General features: G+C 58.7%; 16 protein-coding genes. 4 read left to right on the forward strand and 12 right to left on the reverse strand.

Features of this window, described 5'->3' with window-relative positions:
* Position 1 precedes the first annotated feature (1 nt).
* The 3 genes from E0L16_RS19950 to nrdG all read left to right on the forward strand — a co-directional run bounded on the left by E0L16_RS19950 (position 2) and on the right by nrdG (position 3,631).
* Positions 2–574: a fructose PTS transporter subunit IIA gene (locus tag E0L16_RS19950; RefSeq protein ID WP_063867214.1), complete on the forward strand. Its 573-nt coding sequence runs from the start codon at positions 2–4 to the stop codon at positions 572–574.
* Positions 575–942: 368 nt separating this feature from the next.
* Positions 943–3,081 carry an anaerobic ribonucleoside-triphosphate reductase gene (gene nrdD, locus E0L16_RS19955; RefSeq protein WP_131638021.1) on the forward strand — a complete coding sequence of 713 codons (2,139 nt, stop codon included), beginning with the start codon at positions 943–945 and terminating at the stop codon, positions 3,079–3,081.
* An 85-nt stretch (positions 3,082–3,166) separates the two neighbouring features.
* The gene (nrdG, locus tag E0L16_RS19960; RefSeq protein ID WP_131638023.1) at positions 3,167–3,631 is read left to right on the forward strand and encodes an anaerobic ribonucleoside-triphosphate reductase-activating protein; all 465 of its coding nucleotides are present in this window, start codon (positions 3,167–3,169) and stop codon (positions 3,629–3,631) included.
* 31 nt (positions 3,632–3,662) lie between these two features.
* Here the strand turns inward: nrdG and E0L16_RS19965 are convergent, their stop codons facing one another.
* The 12 genes from E0L16_RS19965 to pmbA form a co-directional block, all read right to left on the reverse strand.
* Positions 3,663–5,573, reverse strand: a complete 1,911-nt coding sequence (locus E0L16_RS19965) for a BglG family transcription antiterminator (RefSeq protein ID WP_131638025.1) — start codon at positions 5,571–5,573, stop codon at positions 3,663–3,665.
* Between the two features lie 19 nt (positions 5,574–5,592).
* Positions 5,593–6,729, reverse strand: coding sequence for a lactonase family protein (locus tag E0L16_RS19970; protein WP_131638027.1), 1,137 nt, complete (start codon positions 6,727–6,729; stop codon positions 5,593–5,595).
* Between the two features lie 88 nt (positions 6,730–6,817).
* A complete protein-coding gene (dagF, locus tag E0L16_RS19975) occupies positions 6,818–7,558 on the reverse strand; it encodes a 2-dehydro-3-deoxy-phosphogluconate aldolase (protein WP_131638029.1) in 741 nt (246 codons plus the stop codon).
* The gene (locus tag E0L16_RS19980; RefSeq protein WP_063867205.1) at positions 7,555–8,673 is read right to left on the reverse strand and encodes a DgaE family pyridoxal phosphate-dependent ammonia lyase; all 1,119 of its coding nucleotides are present in this window, start codon (positions 8,671–8,673) and stop codon (positions 7,555–7,557) included. The genes dagF and E0L16_RS19980 overlap by 4 nt, the downstream gene beginning before the upstream one ends.
* Positions 8,657–9,790, reverse strand: coding sequence for an amidohydrolase/deacetylase family metallohydrolase (locus E0L16_RS19985; RefSeq protein ID WP_131638031.1), 1,134 nt, complete (start codon positions 9,788–9,790; stop codon positions 8,657–8,659). The genes E0L16_RS19980 and E0L16_RS19985 overlap by 17 nt, the downstream gene beginning before the upstream one ends.
* A gap of 42 nt (positions 9,791–9,832) precedes the next feature.
* The gene (locus tag E0L16_RS19990; RefSeq protein WP_003856081.1) at positions 9,833–10,474 is read right to left on the reverse strand and encodes a DUF4310 family protein; all 642 of its coding nucleotides are present in this window, start codon (positions 10,472–10,474) and stop codon (positions 9,833–9,835) included.
* Between the two features lie 13 nt (positions 10,475–10,487).
* Positions 10,488–11,264: a DUF4311 domain-containing protein gene (locus tag E0L16_RS19995; RefSeq protein WP_006810337.1), complete on the reverse strand. Its 777-nt coding sequence runs from the start codon at positions 11,262–11,264 to the stop codon at positions 10,488–10,490.
* A gap of 22 nt (positions 11,265–11,286) precedes the next feature.
* Positions 11,287–11,586: a DUF4312 family protein gene (locus tag E0L16_RS20000; protein ID WP_006810338.1), complete on the reverse strand. Its 300-nt coding sequence runs from the start codon at positions 11,584–11,586 to the stop codon at positions 11,287–11,289.
* A gap of 2 nt (positions 11,587–11,588) precedes the next feature.
* On the reverse strand, positions 11,589–11,951 hold the full coding sequence (locus E0L16_RS20005; protein ID WP_006179053.1) for an SFCGS family glycine-rich protein: 363 nt from the start codon (positions 11,949–11,951) through the stop codon (positions 11,589–11,591).
* Positions 11,952–11,961: 10 nt separating this feature from the next.
* Positions 11,962–12,300 carry a PRD domain-containing protein gene (locus tag E0L16_RS20010; RefSeq protein ID WP_102750472.1) on the reverse strand — a complete coding sequence of 113 codons (339 nt, stop codon included), beginning with the start codon at positions 12,298–12,300 and terminating at the stop codon, positions 11,962–11,964.
* A gap of 385 nt (positions 12,301–12,685) precedes the next feature.
* On the reverse strand, positions 12,686–13,072 hold the full coding sequence (cybC, locus tag E0L16_RS20015) for a cytochrome b562 (protein WP_063867201.1): 387 nt from the start codon (positions 13,070–13,072) through the stop codon (positions 12,686–12,688).
* 42 nt (positions 13,073–13,114) lie between these two features.
* A complete protein-coding gene (gene pmbA, locus E0L16_RS20020) occupies positions 13,115–14,467 on the reverse strand; it encodes a metalloprotease PmbA (protein ID WP_131638033.1) in 1,353 nt (450 codons plus the stop codon).
* Between the two features lie 95 nt (positions 14,468–14,562).
* Between pmbA and yjgA the strand changes: the two genes are divergently transcribed.
* Positions 14,563–15,114: a ribosome biogenesis factor YjgA gene (yjgA, locus tag E0L16_RS20025; protein WP_063450888.1), complete on the forward strand. Its 552-nt coding sequence runs from the start codon at positions 14,563–14,565 to the stop codon at positions 15,112–15,114.
* Positions 15,115–15,202: the final 88 nt, after the last annotated feature.

The raw sequence follows: 15,202 nt of genomic DNA on the forward strand, positions 1-15,202 counted from the left end.
TATGAACTTGCTTGCATTGACGCACCCCGATCTGGTTTTTATCAATCCGCCGCACCGTACGCCTGAAGCGCTGATCCGCTGGCTGGCCGAGCCGCTTGCCAGGCAAAAAATCATTAACGATGAAGCGGCATTTATCCAGAGCGTTTTACAACGCGAAAGTGAAGGCCCTACCGCGCTGGGCGAGGCGCTCGCGGTCCCTCACGGAAAAGCCGAGACGGTGCAGCAGGCGGCGTTTTGTCTGGCGCTCTTTGACGACCCGATAAGCTGGCCGGGCCTGGACGGTGATGAAGCGGTGAGAATGGTCTTTCTGCTCGCCATTCCGCCAGCGGAAGCAGGCAGTACCCATATGCAGCTGCTGACGTCGCTCACCAGCCTGCTGACGGAAGACAGGGTGCGGGAGCAGCTTCTGGCGGCGCGCACCCGGGAAGAGGCATTGTCCGTCCTGAATGCTGAAGAACCGCCAGAACAGGACGATGGCCCCGACCGCTCCTTTCTCATCCCCGTGGTGCTGGGCAGTATCGCTACCGCAGCCTTTTTACAGGCAGGGTTGAGCTGGATCTGCGGGGCGAGTTGACCGTGAAGCGCTCAGCACACGCCGTGCTGAGCGCTTGTTTTTGTTGAATAATTAATCAGATTTTTCCTGCACGTATTTACAATTGCTCCAACGCCCGCCGTTTGTACTCTCGTCTTTTTACTTTGTTCTGAATCAAAAAAATCGCAAACATGTTTGATGCAAATCACTATATGTAGCACTTAAAATGCGTCCCAACCCAACATATTGTATCTATCGTCTACAATTCCAACAACAAGACGGCGCTTACGCTGGCCGGAATTGTGGATAACACACGCTGGGAACGCGGGAAGCCTTTGGCGCGGCGGGAAATACGCCCGGTGAATACTTCCCCACCTTTGTGGATAACCTGTTTTTAAAATGGAGTGATCATGACACCGCATGTGATGAAACGTGATGGCTGTAAAGTGCCGTTTAAATCAGAGCGCATTCAGGAAGCCATCCTGCGTGCAGCTAAAGCAGCGGGAGTCGATGACGCAGATTACTGCGCCACCGTCGCAGAAGTCGTTAGCAGCCAGATGCATGAACGCAGCCAGGTCGATATCAACGAGATCCAGACCGCGGTTGAGAACCAGCTGATGGCGGGGCCATACAAGCAGCTGGCGCGCGCCTACATTGAGTACCGCCACGATCGTGACGTCCAGCGAGAGAAACGCGGTCGCCTGAACCAGGAGATCCGCGGCCTGGTGGAGCAGACCAACTCTTCGCTGCTCAATGAAAATGCCAATAAAGACAGTAAAGTGATCCCGACCCAGCGCGACCTGCTGGCCGGTATCGTCGCCAAGCACTATGCCCGTCAGCATCTGCTGCCGCGCGACGTGGTCTCGGCGCACGAGCGCGGTGAGATCCACTACCACGATCTCGACTATTCGCCGTTCTTCCCGATGTTTAACTGCATGCTGATTGACCTGAAAGGCATGCTGACCCACGGCTTCAAAATGGGTAACGCCGAGATTGAACCGCCGAAGTCCATCTCTACCGCGACGGCGGTTACGGCGCAGATCATCGCCCAGGTAGCCAGCCACATTTATGGCGGGACCACCATCAACCGCATCGATGAAGTGCTGGCCCCGTTCGTGACCGAGAGCTTCAACAAGCACCGTAAGACGGCGGAAGAGTGGCAGATCCCGGACGCGGACGGCTATGCGCGTTCCCGCACCGAGAAAGAGTGCTACGACGCGTTCCAGTCGCTGGAATATGAAGTGAATACGCTGCACACCGCCAACGGGCAGACGCCGTTTGTCACCTTCGGGTTTGGCCTGGGCACCAGCTGGGAGTCGCGCCTGATTCAGCAGTCTATCCTGCGCAACCGCATCTCTGGCCTCGGCAAAAACCGTAAAACCGCGGTGTTCCCGAAGCTGGTGTTCGCCATCCGCGACGGCCTGAACCACAAGTTTGGCGATCCGAACTACGACATCAAACAGCTGGCGCTGGAGTGCGCGAGCAAGCGCATGTACCCGGACATCCTGAACTACGACCAAGTGGTAAAAGTCACCGGTTCGTTTAAAACGCCTATGGGCTGCCGCAGCTTCCTCGGCGTGTACGAGGATGAAAACGGCGAGCAGATCCACGACGGGCGCAACAACCTGGGCGTGATCAGCCTTAACCTGCCGCGCATCGCCCTGGAAGTCAAAGGTAATGAAGAGGCCTTCTGGACGCTGCTGGACGAGCGCTTGCAGCTGGCGCGTAAGGCGCTGATGACCCGCATCGCCCGCCTTGAAGGGGTCAAAGCCCGCGTTGCGCCCATCCTCTATATGGAAGGTGCCTGCGGCGTGCGCCTGAAAGCGGACGATGACGTGTCTGAGATCTTCAAAAATGGACGCGCGTCGATCTCTCTGGGCTATATCGGCATTCACGAAACCATCAACGCGCTGTTCGGCGACAAGCACATCTATGACAGCGAGGCCCTGCGCGAGAAAGGTATCGCGATTGTGCAGCACCTGCGCGATGCGGTAGACCAGTGGAAAGAGGAAACCGGCTACGGTTTCAGCCTGTACAGCACGCCAAGCGAAAACCTCTGCGACCGCTTCTGCCGCCTGGATACCGCCGAATTTGGCATTGTTGAAGGGGTGACAGATAAAGGTTACTACACCAACAGCTTCCACCTCGACGTGGAGAAGAAGGTGAACCCGTACGACAAGATTGACTTTGAAGCGGCCTATCCGCCTATCGCGAACGGCGGTTTTATCTGTTACGGCGAGTACCCAAACATCCAGCACAACCTGAAGGCGCTGGAAGACGTGTGGGACTATAGCTACCAGCACGTGCCGTATTACGGGACCAACACGCCAATCGACGAGTGCTATGAGTGCGGCTTTACCGGTGAGTTTGAATGCACCAGTAAGGGCTTCACCTGCCCGAAATGCGGTAACCACGATGCGGCCCGCGTCTCCGTGACCCGCCGCGTGTGCGGCTATCTCGGCAGCCCGGATGCCCGTCCGTTTAACGCCGGCAAGCAGGAAGAGGTGAAGCGCCGGGTGAAACATCTGGGGAATGGGCAGATCGGTTGAGCCACTGCCATATTTATGCCCGGTGGCGCTACGCTTACCGGGCCTACAATCCGCACTCACACTGTACCCGGCTTGGTTAACCGCTATGAATTACCATCAGTACTACCCCGTCGATATCGTCAACGGCCCCGGCACCCGCTGCACCCTGTTCGTTTCAGGCTGCGTTCACGAGTGCCCCGGCTGCTACAACAAAAGCACCTGGCGCCTCAACTCGGGTATGCCGTTTACCGCTGAAATGGAAGACCGCATCATCGACGACCTGAACGACACGCGCATCAAACGCCAGGGGATTTCCCTTTCCGGCGGCGATCCGCTCCATCCGCAAAACGTGCCGGATATACTGAAGCTGGTGAAGCGCATCCGCCGCGAGTGCGCGGGAAAAGATATCTGGGTCTGGACGGGCTATAAGCTGGATGAGCTGAATGCGCAGCAGAAGGAAGTGGTGGCTCTGATTAACGTGCTGGTGGACGGCAAGTTCGTGCAGGATTTAAAAGACCCTATGCTGATCTGGCGCGGCAGCAGCAACCAGGTTGTGCATCATTTGCGGTAAATGAAGGCGGATATCCTCTATCCGCCTGGCTTCAAAACCGGCTCAAACTCTCCATCGCCTCAGCCTTAAACGCTGCAAAATCCTCGCACTGGCACAGGCGCGCCATCGCGCGCTCGCGCAGGAAAGTGACGAAAATGTCGTAAATCGCCATTGCCTCTTCGTATTCGCTTTTGCTGATGGCGAGCAGGAAAATGACGTGCGCCGTTTCATCCCCCCACTGAATGCCCTGCGGGGCGAGCACGGTGTAGACCACCGTTTTTTGCGCCAGCAGGCCGAGGGAGTGCGGCAGCGCGATGCCGTCCCCGAGCATGGTGCTGACAATTGCTTCACGCTCGATGACCGAATCCAGAAACTCCGCGCCGACAAAGCCTTCGCTTTCAAGCTGCCCGCACAGTTCGCGGAACAGCGTTTGCCGATCAACGGGCTTGTCGAGAATGCGGAAATGGGTCGCGTCGAAGTATTTCTCCAGCATCCACGGGCGGGTGCGGTCCACCAGCACCAGCTTGCCGATCTGCTCCAGCTGATAATCGGTCGGGAACGGGGCGATTATCACCACCGGCTTGGACTTTTCGCTCACGCGAGCGGTGGAGATCACAAAGTCTTCACCGATGGCATCCGCAAGCTCGTACTCGCGCAGAGTGAGCGTGCGCGTCACCTCAATCTGCGGGTATTTACGCTGAAGTACCGCCTCGATCATGCGCACCATCGCGTTACCGGCGTCGCACACCAGCAGCACGCGCGGCTGGCGCTGGTAGCCAATGTTGTAGTGGCGCTCCAGCCCCACGCCGATGTGCAGCACCAGAAAACCAATCTCGTTCTCGCTGATCGCATACGGCGTGTATTTCCCCCAGCTCGACACCGCCGCGAGGGTCATATCCCACGCCATCGGGTAGTGCTGCTTGATGTTGTCCAGCAGCGGATTGGGGATCATGATTTGATAGCGCACGCGGGTGATCATGGTTTTGATGTGCGTGAGCAGATCCGCGTGCAGCTGCGCGTCGCTGAGAAGGTTGTAGTTATAGTGGGTGTTGATGTAGCGCAGGATATAGTTGACCAGCGCTTCGTCGTCGTCGGCGTTAATCGCGCTGGGGGCAATCTCCTGGATCTGCCGCGCCGCGATGTGCACGCACAGCCAGCTCTCTTCCGATGGCGCAAGCGCCTTGCCCGCCAGCTCCTGGATGGCTACCGCGATATCCTTCGCCGCCTCGCGCACGTTCTCTTCCACGTCTTCCGCGTGGAATTCCGGCAGCGGATACCCCTCGCTGATGCGCCGCACCGACACCGCGCAGTACAGGCGCAGGAACAGCTCGCCTTCGTCGGTCAGACGAATGTGATGGCGCGTCAGCGCATCGTGCAGCACCGGCACCATCTTTTCCGCCACGCCCGCATTCAGCGCCACGTCGGTCACCAGCGGGTTCAGGCTGTCCTGCTGCGCCAGCTCCCACAGGAGGTCGGTCAGGCAGGCGCGGATCGCCATCTCGCTGCCAAACAGCTTCATGCCGTGGCGCGGGCGGGTTTCCAGCGTCAGGTTGTAGCGATGGAACCACTCGCGCACTTCCACCATGTCGCTCTGCAAGGTGGCGCGGCTGACGAACCACTCGTCGGCCAGATCCTCCAGCTTAAGGGAAAATGCCGAGGTGAGAAAACGCACCACCAGATAGTGCACGCGCTCCGGCCCGGTTCGCGGAATGCGCAGCGCGCGCGGGTGGGAGGCCTGCAATTGTTGATAGCGCTGGGCGTCATCAATTTTTAGCTGATAGCCGCTGCCGCGGCTCAGGATAAACTGCGCCCCGTGGCCTGCCAGCAGCGCGTTAAGGGCAGTGATGTCCGCCCGGACGGTTCGCGTGGAGACCGACAGCCGCTGCGCCAGCTCGTCCTGCGGCAGCGTCTCGTTTTGCAACAGATCGAAAAGTTGCGCTAAACGTTGGTTCGGAAATCGCACGTCGTTGTCCTCTTACTGCTCAGGGTGAAATGACCATCTGGGATGGGCTGCCGACCGGGGTATAGTCTGGCTCGGCGCTCAGCTTGCCGTCCGGCGCCACGCGGAAACGGGTAATGTTGTCGCTGCGCTGGTTCATGACGTACAGCCAGCGCCCCTGCTTATCGAGCGTCAGGGTGCGCGGATAGTCACCCCGCGTCCAGACATCGTCCTGATGCGTCAGCGTCCCTTCTGCCGTTACGGTAAAGTGCCCGATGCTGTTATGCAAACGGTTAGCGACATACAGCTGTTTACCATCGGCGCTTAGCGCCAGCCCGGCAGCAAAACTGGTGCCTTTGTAACCGTCCGGCAGAGCTGAAACGGTTTTACCCTCTTTTAGCCTGCCGCTGCTGTCCAGCGCATAATGGGTGAGCGTAGAGGCCTCTTCGTTAATCAGCCACAGGGCATCGCCTTTCGGCGTAAAGACGAAGTGGCGCGGGCCAGCGCCTTTCGAAGAGGCGCTGATAAACGGCGGATCGTTCGGGATCAGCTTTCCTGCTCGATCGTCAAAACGGTACTGATAGATACGATCCAGACCAAGATCGGTGGAAAAAACGTACTTCCCGCTCGGATCGGCGGCGATCATGTGCGCATGCGGGCCGTTATGATCGCTGATCGCGAAACTGCCCTCAACGGCAGCTTCCGGCTTCGCCGCGCCCGGTTCGCCTCGATCCTGATGCGTGTCCGTGGCGTTGCCCAGGCTGCCGTCTGCGTTAACGGGGAGCACCGCGACGGTTCCGCTGACGTAGTTCGCCACCAGCAGATGCTTGCCGTTCGGCGTCAGGGAGAGATACACCGGCCCGGCGCCGCCGGAGGCCACCTGATTCAGTTCGCTCAGCGCGCCGTCATCGCCGATGCGCAGCGCCTGCACCACGCCCTGCTCCACTTCGCTTGCCAAATACAGCGTTTTACCGTCTTGCGAAAGGGTCAACTGCGCCGCATTCGGCAGTTTGCTCACCAGCGTTTTGTTATCGAGCGCGCCGGTTTGCGGGTCAACGGTAAAACGGTACAGCCCTTCACCGTTCGGATTATAGGTACCCACCCAGGCGTATTGCGTCTGGGCGACAGCGGCGGTGGCGAGCATTGAGAGTGAAGCGACGAGCAGGTTACGGGTGTGCATGGTGGCTCCTTTGGGTGTGTGCGGTGTTTCACCCCTCACCCCGGCCCTCTCCTCAAAGGGGAGAGGGTTAGGGTGAGGGGACAGGCTTTTACTTCACCAGTTTCTTCGTCATTTCCAGCAGCGTACGCACATCTTCCGGACGCGTATCACCGCTGGCTTTGTCGATAATTGAACTGTAGATGTGCGGGATGATTTTGCTCACGCCCGCGTCGAGGGCAATCTGCAAGATCGCCTCAAAGTTCTCCAGATCGATCCCCCCGGTCGGCTCCAGCCAGAAGTCGTGGCGGGCGCAGGCTTCCGCCACCGCCTGGTATTCATCACGGCACTTGAGGCCGCCCATCGGGAAGTACTTGATCGAGCTGCCGCCGAAGTCTTTCAGCAGGGCAATCGCCGTTTCAACCGGCACGATGCCGTCCGGCGCTTTGCTGCTCAGCGGGCCGGTGGAGATTTTCACCATGCCGACGGTCCCGGTCGGGGAGACCAGGCCGTTGACCACCGATTCATTCTGCCCCAGCAGCGCGCGGCTGGCGGCCACACCGGTAAAGACCTGGTTGACGTGCTGCGGCTGCACCTGGCGGGAGATTTCACTCACCATCGCCGACTGGTTCGGATCGCCCGCGCCCAGCCCCACGGAGAGCGCGTTATCAATCAGCGCCGCGTATTCACGCATATCCGCGACCGCGCTCGCCACGTCCGGGTAATTTTTGGAGAGCACGCCCACCAGCACGTGACCTTCCGCCGCCTCGTAAATGGCGCTGGCGTTAGCCTTTGAGCCGGCCAGCACGTTCAGGCAGACGCGGTCACGGTAAAAATTGGGGGTCAGTTTCATGCGTTTTTCTCCTGTCCTAACACTTCGCTAATGCGGCGGTACACGATGTTCAGCTGGTCAGCGCTCACGCTGCGCACGTCCGCTTCGATAATCCCTTCGTTGGCCTTGTAGCCACGGAAGTAAATGGCGTATTCCCCCTGCTTCAGCTGGGCGACAAGGTCGCCAGTGCCAACGCCGGTGGTGGCTTCGTCAAACTTAATCTCGGTGCGGGCGATGTCGCGACCGGCGCTGTCCCAGACCACGCGCGCGGTGACGCCGTTCAGGGTGTTGAGCGCGTCGATAAACGGCGTCATCTTCGCCACCATCTCGGCACCGCTCTCTTTGGTGGCCGTCAGGTAGTGTTCGATGGCGCAGGTCAGGCCGAGGATCCCCTCTTTACCCACCTTCATGGCGCGGCCAATGCCCGCCGTCTGGCGCTTCACCCACTCAACGTACTGGGTTTTGCCGATCACCAGGCCGCTGGTTGGCCCCTCGATCGCCTTCGCGCCGCTGTAAATCACCAGATCCGCGCCGGAGCGGTAGTACGCGTGCAGATCTTCTTCCGCCGCGGCATCAACGATCAGCGGCAGATCGTGTTTACGCGCCACGACCGCGGCCTGCTCGACGCTGAGCATGCTTTTCTGCACGCAGTGGTGGGACTTGATGTAGAGGATCGCCGCGGTGCGCGGGGTGATGGCCGCCGCCAGCTGGTCGGCGGAGCATTCGTTGGCGTAGCCCGCTTCCACCAGCTTGCCGCCGCCCAGCGCCACCATGGTGCCGACCGGCGCGCCAAAGTTCACGTTATGGCCTTTCGGCAGGACGATTTCATTGTTCTCGATTGGCGTGACGTGCAGGTTTTCCAGCAGCCAGTCGCTGTCTTTCACCAGCACCGCCGCCACGGACTGGGCTATGCCTGCCGACGCGCAGGAGACCACCGTCGCGCCTTCCACATCCAGTAGCTTCGCGATGTACTCCCCGGTTTTGTTAACCAGATCCTTCATCTCGAAATAGTGATTCATGCCGTCCATTGCCGCCTGCACCACCTCCGGGCGCGGCGTTGAAACGCCCAGCGCCGTCATGCGGCCAGAGGTGTTGATAACCTGCTTTAAATTATACTTCTCATAAATCGAAGGCATGTTCCGTGCTCCCTTGTTCGGTCATGTAGCCCTTGCCCGCGCGGATCGCGGCAAGCGGCACCAGAATGTGTTCAGCTTGCAGAGTGTCGTTTTCAGCGTCCGTCAGCACCGTCGGCTGGCGTTTAATCATGAATAGCGTCAGGTCGGCATCGAGGCCAGGCTGAATGCGGCCCTTGCGCGTCAGGCGCAGGCCGTCTGCGGCGTTCGCGGTGACGCAGTCAATCACCTGCGGCAATGACATGCCGATGGCGAGGAATTTCGACATCACGCTTGCCAGCGAGCCGACCGGGCCGTTGATGCGGTTGCGGCAGTAGATATCCGAGCTGATGGTGTGCGGCAGAATGCCCATCGCGATGGCGCGTTTCGCCACCTCAAAGCTGAAGCTCGCCGTGCCGTGGCCGACGTCCAGACGCACGCCGCGCTTCAGGGCGGAGGTGATGGAGGCGCGCAGCTCGCCGGACGGCGTCAGAATGCGGTTAGGCTTGCCGTTGTAGCAGTGGGTAATGATGTCGCCCGAACTCAAGAGTTCAGCGATTTCGTCGAGGTTCGGCGGGTTGTTGCCGATGTGCACCATCAGCGGCAGGTCGCCATTCTCTTTCTGGATCGCTTTGGCGCGCTCCAGCGGCGTGATGCCATTCTCGCCGACCACGCTGCTGCTCATGCGCGCCTTCAGGCCGACGATAAAATTCGGGTGGCGCTTCACCGCCTGCTTCACCGCATCGGCGTCAATGTTCGCCATGTTGGCCAGCTCGTTCTGGGCAATCAGCCCCACGCGGGAGATGTTCAGCAGGGCAAAGACGTCGGTGGAGGCTTTGCGGGTAATTTCGTAAAAATCGTCCACGTCGTCGGCACCGGTACTGCCCGCGTCCACCACGGAGGTGACGCCAGTGGCAATGCCCACGCTGTCCGGCTCGTCGTGATAGATCGGGGAGTTCGGGTAGCAGTGAACGTGGGAGTCAATCCAGCCCGCGCTGGCGTACACGTCACCGTTAAGCTCAACCGTTTTACGGGCGGGAGCGTTAATTTCGCCCGTCGCGGAGATCTTCCCGTCCTGAATGGCGATATCGGTCAGGGTATCGTCGGCGAGGCGCGCACGGCGCAGGAGTAAATCAAACATGGGGTTCTCCTGATAGGGCGGGCGCTGATGCGCCCGCGGGTATTAAAGGGCGACCGGGAACAGCCAGCCCAAAATCATTGCGCCGAGGATGGCGCCACCGGTAATCGGCTTCTGCCAGATGTAGAACAGCAGCGCGCCCACCAGCGAACCGACGCCGATTGGAATGGAGGCGGTCATCGCGCTGAGGATAATCAGCGGCCCGAGGAAGCGGCCAGAGGCGTTACCCGCGCCCATCATCACGTCAGCCCCGTAGGTGGAATTACTCTGGTTGATGGTGAACTTACGCGCCAGGATGATGACGTAGCCAATCGCCAGACCAATCACCAGGCCGGTAATCAGCGAGGCAATGAAGTTGGTCACCGGGAACATGATCCCCGCGCCCAGCAGCAGCGCCGGTACGCCGAGGCCCACGCCGGTCTGGATCGCCCCACCGATATCAAGAATACCGACCAGCGATCCTTCGATAATACGGGCGAACAGGAAGCTCGCGCCGAACGCCGCCACCGCGCCGTAGACGCCGGTATCGATTCCCGCTTTCAGCATCGCCACGAAGGCCACTTCGTTAAACGCGCCGATGCCGTAGAGGTAGTACATGTGCGTCCCGGCGAAGACGCCGGAGGAGAGCAGGCCAACGAAGATCGGGAACGACCAGTCGGCATACCAAAAACCTTTATTCTGTTCCATGTCGAGGCTCCTGTTATTTACCGCTGAGCGAGTTGTGGATCATGTCGAGCCAGTTCGGCACGGTCAGATGGAAGGATTCGATCATCTTCATGTCGAAGCCGCGGAAGAAGCCGCTCAGCACGAACAGCAGCACGATCGCCGCCATCATCACTTTGGTGACGTGGTTCCAGCCGCTCTCCTCAACGCCTTTACCGATCAGGATGCCGAGAACCAGACCCGGTACGGCGTTCCCCATGATCAGCTGCGCCGCGCCGCCAAAGATGGTGGCCCAGAAGCCCGATTTTTTACCCGCGTCGATGGCCGCCAGCCAGAAGATCACCGGCATTACGGTGTTGACCAGCAGGTTCGCGGCAGGCACCAGCACCTTCACGGCGGTGACCTGAAGTGCGGCCGGCACGGAGGAAGCGGTCAGGTTAAGGAAGGTCACGACGATCATGCCGATGATGCCGCAGGCAATCGCCATTTTGCGGGGATCGTGCAGCGTTTCGCCGACGTTACGGTTTTTGATCATCAGCGCGGCAGCACCCCAGTTCGGGATGATGCGGTGGTCAACGTCCTGTGTGAAGGCACCTGCGGCCACGGAAGAGGCCCAGGCGTTAAAGAAGAAGCCTAATCCAAAGGAGAAGTGGGAGGCCGGATCCCCTTCGCAGGAGTTCAGTTCCCCCAACGTACGAAACGCGCCCATACCCTGAGTGGTAGGCGCATGAAACATGCGTGCAGCCCCGGCTCCCACACCGACGCCAACCAGGCCGCCAATGATGAGCGATTTTATTAATATAATTAAGAACATCAGTCTGCCCTTTTATGAATAATCAGCGTTGCGTGACGAAATCCACCTGGTCGAGATTGATGGCAGTCACGTTGACGGTCACATCCAGCTCCACGCTGTAGGTGCGTCTTTCCCGGCGCAGAAAGAAGAACAGAAACGCTTCTTTTCGCACCGCTTCTTGCGCCTGAACAACCTGCACATCCTGTGGCTCAATACGCAGTAAGATATGCGGTGAGGCTTTCATCACCGCGGCCTGAACGTGGTTGAGCGCGTCGGCAAAGGCGCGCGCTTTGGCGTCGCCCTTCCCCTTCACTCTCACCGTGGTTGTAAACTGTTCTTTCATGCTTATGCGCCGTGCTTCTTCTGCCACGCCTGTACCAGACGCTCGCCCAGCTCTTCTTTATCCATAAATCCAAAGCCCAGCACGTTGCAGCCTTCGTTGATGGCGGTCACGCCCTCATCCACGGAGCGCATGCCGTATTTGGCCTTGTAGCCATATTTGGTTTGTGCGGTGATGGCGCCCGCGCCGCCGCTGCCACAGAAGGAGATGCCGAAGGTGGCGTTTTCCGCTTTCATCACGTCACCGAGCTTCATATCTGCCGCCATGCCCGGCACGACAACCGCGCGTCCACCGGCTTTTTCCACACCCGCAGCCACTTTCTGACCTTTACCCAGGCGATCGCCAATCACGACTGTAATCTGTTCCATGTGTTGCTCCTTAAAGGTTGTCTTTCGCGACTTCGAAGTGAACGGAGAGCAGCCAGGCCTCTTCATCAGGAAGGTTGCCAAACTGCGCTACCACTTCACGGGCAAGTTGCATTGAATCTGGTGAAATTTCGTCGAAAAGCTCTGCTTCAACCTCCGGCAGCGGCTCGCCGGTCACGGACCGGTGCGCCATTGCGCGAACGTGGGAGGTCAGCATCTGCTCCTGTACCGCGTTGGGGATGATGTTGTGCCGGGCCAGCAGAGCATAAACCTGCTGAAGCATGGTGTTCGCGAGCTGCTCAGTCTGCACCGCCTGTTCCCCAACGTCGTTCATTACCGCTCCGTTACTCACTCGTCTTACCCCGTTAATGGCTCTGGAATAAAACTAACGTTGCAGGTGCAGGGTTTGTAGCGAGTTGTTTTCCACTTCGAAGTGGAAAGGCGAGCCGCGGCAGTGATCTGTGCCACATAAATGCGGTGAATCTGGATAAATCGCTGTATTTGCGTGATGAATATCACGCTATCTGGCGGCAAATAAGGGGTATGCAAAGCGGAAAAGATTACGAGCGGGCTCGTAGAAATGTGATGTGGATAAGGTTTTCTTATGGGGATTGGGTAGAGTGGCTGCGGGTGCTTGAGACTGACCGTCTCAGGCATGGGACGGAAAGGAGCAAGGATGCGGGGGCGCGTTATGCGCCTCCGCATACGGAGAAAGGACGTACAGCTCAGGCACCCAATTAACGATACTTTTTGTGATACGCGTTGCGGGTCGCCGCAAACTGGTCGGCCGCCGCCTGGGCTTCTTTGACTTTGCCTTCGTTAGCCAGCTTCAGCGCACCGTCGATCTGGCTGACCAGCACGTCAAAGCCGTGACGATAGTCTTTCATCTCGGCGCTGTCTGCTGCTTTGCTTTCCAGCTTTGGCGGCGTCGCTTTTTGCGCGTCCAGCGCCGCTTCACGCATTTTGGTCAGCGCGTCCTTCATCTCGGCGGCATTATCGGTTTTCTGCACTACCTTCAGATTTTCACTGAGGATGTCCATGTTGTCTTCGAGATCGGCAGCAAACGCGGACGAGCCAAGAACCAGCGTTGAAGCCGCGACGATCGCTAACAGGTGTTTACGCATTGCTCACTTCCTTTTTTATTATTAAACACGCTTTTACGGGCATTACTGACCGGCGATTTTCATCTCCGGCAGCAATACAGAACCACACTGAATATTGCTGCGTGTTTCAATATCGTTACCGACCGTAACAATATTGCGCCACATGTCCTTGAGGTTGCCGGCGATGGTGATTTCGCTCACCGGATACTGAATTTCACCGTTTTCGACCCAGAAGCCTGCCGCACCGCGAGAATAGTCTCCGGTGATGCCGCTCACGCCCTGCCCCATCAGCTCGGTCACCACCAGGCCGGTGCCCATCTCTTTCAGCATCTGCTCAAAGTTCAGGCCCTGTCCGGCAATGCGCCAGTTGTGGATCCCACCCGCGTGCCCGGTGCTTTTCAGCCCCAGCTTGCGCGCGGAGTAGTTGGTCAGCAGCCACTGGGTCAGCACGCCGTCTTTAATGATATCCCGGCGTTCCGTGCGCACGCCTTCGCTGTCGAACGGCGTAGACGCCAGCCCTTTCAGCAGGTGCGGATGCTCTTCGATGGTCAGCCATTCCGGCAGGATCTGCTTGCCCAGCGAGTCGAGCAGGAAGGTCGATTTACGGTACACCGAACCGCCCGCAATCGCCCCCACCAGATGACCAAACAGGCCGGTCGCCACTTCATTGGCAAAAATGACCGGGGCTTTCATGGTGGAGAGCTTACGCGGTGAGAGGCGTGACAGCGTGCGTTCGGCACACTCTTTACCTACCCACTCGGGAGACTGCAAATCCCCCAGCGCACGGCCAATGGTGTAGGCGTAGTCACGCTCCATGTCGCCGTTCTCTTCGGCGATCACGCAGCTGGACAGCGAGTGACGGGTTGAGCAGTACCCCTGCAACATGCCGTGCGAGTTACCGAACACTTTGATGCCGTAGTGGCTGTTAAAGCTGCCGCCTTCGGTGTTGGTGATGCGTTTGTCGGCCTGCAAAGACGCCTGCTCGGCGCGCGAGGCCAGCTCAATGGCTTCGTCCGGGGTCACTTCCGCCGGATGGAACAGATCGAGATCCGGCGCGTCAAACGCCAGCAGCTCTTTATCGGCCACGCCAGCATAAGGATCCGGCGAGGTGTAGCGGGCAATATCCAGTGCTGCCTGCACCGTCCGGGCGATGGCATCCGGGCTGAGATCGGTAGACGACGCGCTGCCTTTGCGATTCTGGTGATACACGGTGATCCCCAGCGCGCCATCACTGTTAAATTCTACATTCTCCACTTCGCCATAGCGGGTGCTCACGCTAATGCCGGTGGTTTTGCTGACCGCCACTTCGGCGCCATCTGATTTGCCTGAAGCGAGCGTCAGCGCGGTGGAGACGGCTTCTTCCAGGATCTTACGCTGCGCTTCAACTTGTGAGGTTACTTTCATCGCAAATGCCATACTGTAAGAGAGAGTTAAGTGAAGTCTAACAGAGAACCGTTTTTCAGTGCGCGTCTTAACTGGTAACATTAGCCTCTTTTTTTAAGGAGCCTGACATGACTAAGCAGCCCGAAGACTGGCTCGACGACGTTCCCGGTGATGACATCGAAGACGAAGATGATGAGATCATCTGGGTCAGTAAAAGTGAAATTAAACGTGACGCCGAAGAGTTAAAACAGCTTGGCGCAGAAATGGTAGAACTGGGTAAAAACGCGCTGGATAAGCTCCCGCTCGACCAGGATCTGCGTGATGCCATTGAACTGGCACAGAAAATCAAGAAAGAAGGGCGTCGCCGCCAGCTTCAGCTTATCGGTAAACTGCTGCGTCAGCGTGACGTGGAGCCGATCCGTCAGGCGCTGGATAAGCTGAAAAACCGCCATAACCAGCAGGTTGCGCTGTTCCATAAGCTGGAGCAGATTCGCGATCGTTTGATCGAGCAAGGTGATGACGCGGTACCCGAAGTGCTGAACCTGTGGCCGAATGCCGACCGCCAGCAGCTGCGATCGCTTATCCGCAACGCGAAGAAAGAGAAAGAAGGGAATAAGCCGCCGAAGTCAGCGCGCCTGATTTTCCAGTATCTGCGCGAGCTGTCTGAGAACGAAGAGTAATCTGTGCGGGTTTGCGCCGGATGGCGGCGTAAATGCCTTATCCGGCCTACAAGGTCGTGCGAAAAAATGTAGGCCCGGTAAGCGCTAG

This window comes from Enterobacter quasihormaechei, from assembly GCF_004331385.1.
In the GTDB taxonomy this organism is placed as follows: Bacteria; Pseudomonadota; Gammaproteobacteria; order Enterobacterales; family Enterobacteriaceae; genus Enterobacter; species Enterobacter quasihormaechei.

Excerpts from the sequence above, each read along its gene's own strand:
- cybC (WP_063867201.1), bottom strand. The coding sequence starts at position 13,072 with ATGCGTAAACACCTGTTAGCGATCGTCGCGGCTTCAACGCTGGTTCTT.
- E0L16_RS19950 (WP_063867214.1), top strand. The coding sequence starts at position 2 with ATGAACTTGCTTGCATTGACGCACCCCGATCTGGTTTTTATCAATCCG.
- E0L16_RS19970 (WP_131638027.1), bottom strand. The coding sequence starts at position 6,729 with ATGCACACCCGTAACCTGCTCGTCGCTTCACTCTCAATGCTCGCCACC.
- E0L16_RS19990 (WP_003856081.1), bottom strand. The coding sequence starts at position 10,474 with ATGGAACAGAATAAAGGTTTTTGGTATGCCGACTGGTCGTTCCCGATC.
- E0L16_RS19995 (WP_006810337.1), bottom strand. The coding sequence starts at position 11,264 with ATGTTCTTAATTATATTAATAAAATCGCTCATCATTGGCGGCCTGGTT.
- E0L16_RS20005 (WP_006179053.1), bottom strand. The coding sequence starts at position 11,951 with ATGGAACAGATTACAGTCGTGATTGGCGATCGCCTGGGTAAAGGTCAG.
- E0L16_RS19985 (WP_131638031.1), bottom strand. The coding sequence starts at position 9,790 with ATGTTTGATTTACTCCTGCGCCGTGCGCGCCTCGCCGACGATACCCTG.
- yjgA (WP_063450888.1), top strand. The coding sequence starts at position 14,563 with ATGACTAAGCAGCCCGAAGACTGGCTCGACGACGTTCCCGGTGATGAC.
- pmbA (WP_131638033.1), bottom strand. The coding sequence starts at position 14,467 with ATGGCATTTGCGATGAAAGTAACCTCACAAGTTGAAGCGCAGCGTAAG.
- nrdD (WP_131638021.1), top strand. The coding sequence starts at position 943 with ATGACACCGCATGTGATGAAACGTGATGGCTGTAAAGTGCCGTTTAAA.
- E0L16_RS19980 (WP_063867205.1), bottom strand. The coding sequence starts at position 8,673 with ATGCCTTCGATTTATGAGAAGTATAATTTAAAGCAGGTTATCAACACC.
- nrdG (WP_131638023.1), top strand. The coding sequence starts at position 3,167 with ATGAATTACCATCAGTACTACCCCGTCGATATCGTCAACGGCCCCGGC.
- dagF (WP_131638029.1), bottom strand. The coding sequence starts at position 7,558 with ATGAAACTGACCCCCAATTTTTACCGTGACCGCGTCTGCCTGAACGTG.
- E0L16_RS20000 (WP_006810338.1), bottom strand. The coding sequence starts at position 11,586 with ATGAAAGAACAGTTTACAACCACGGTGAGAGTGAAGGGGAAGGGCGAC.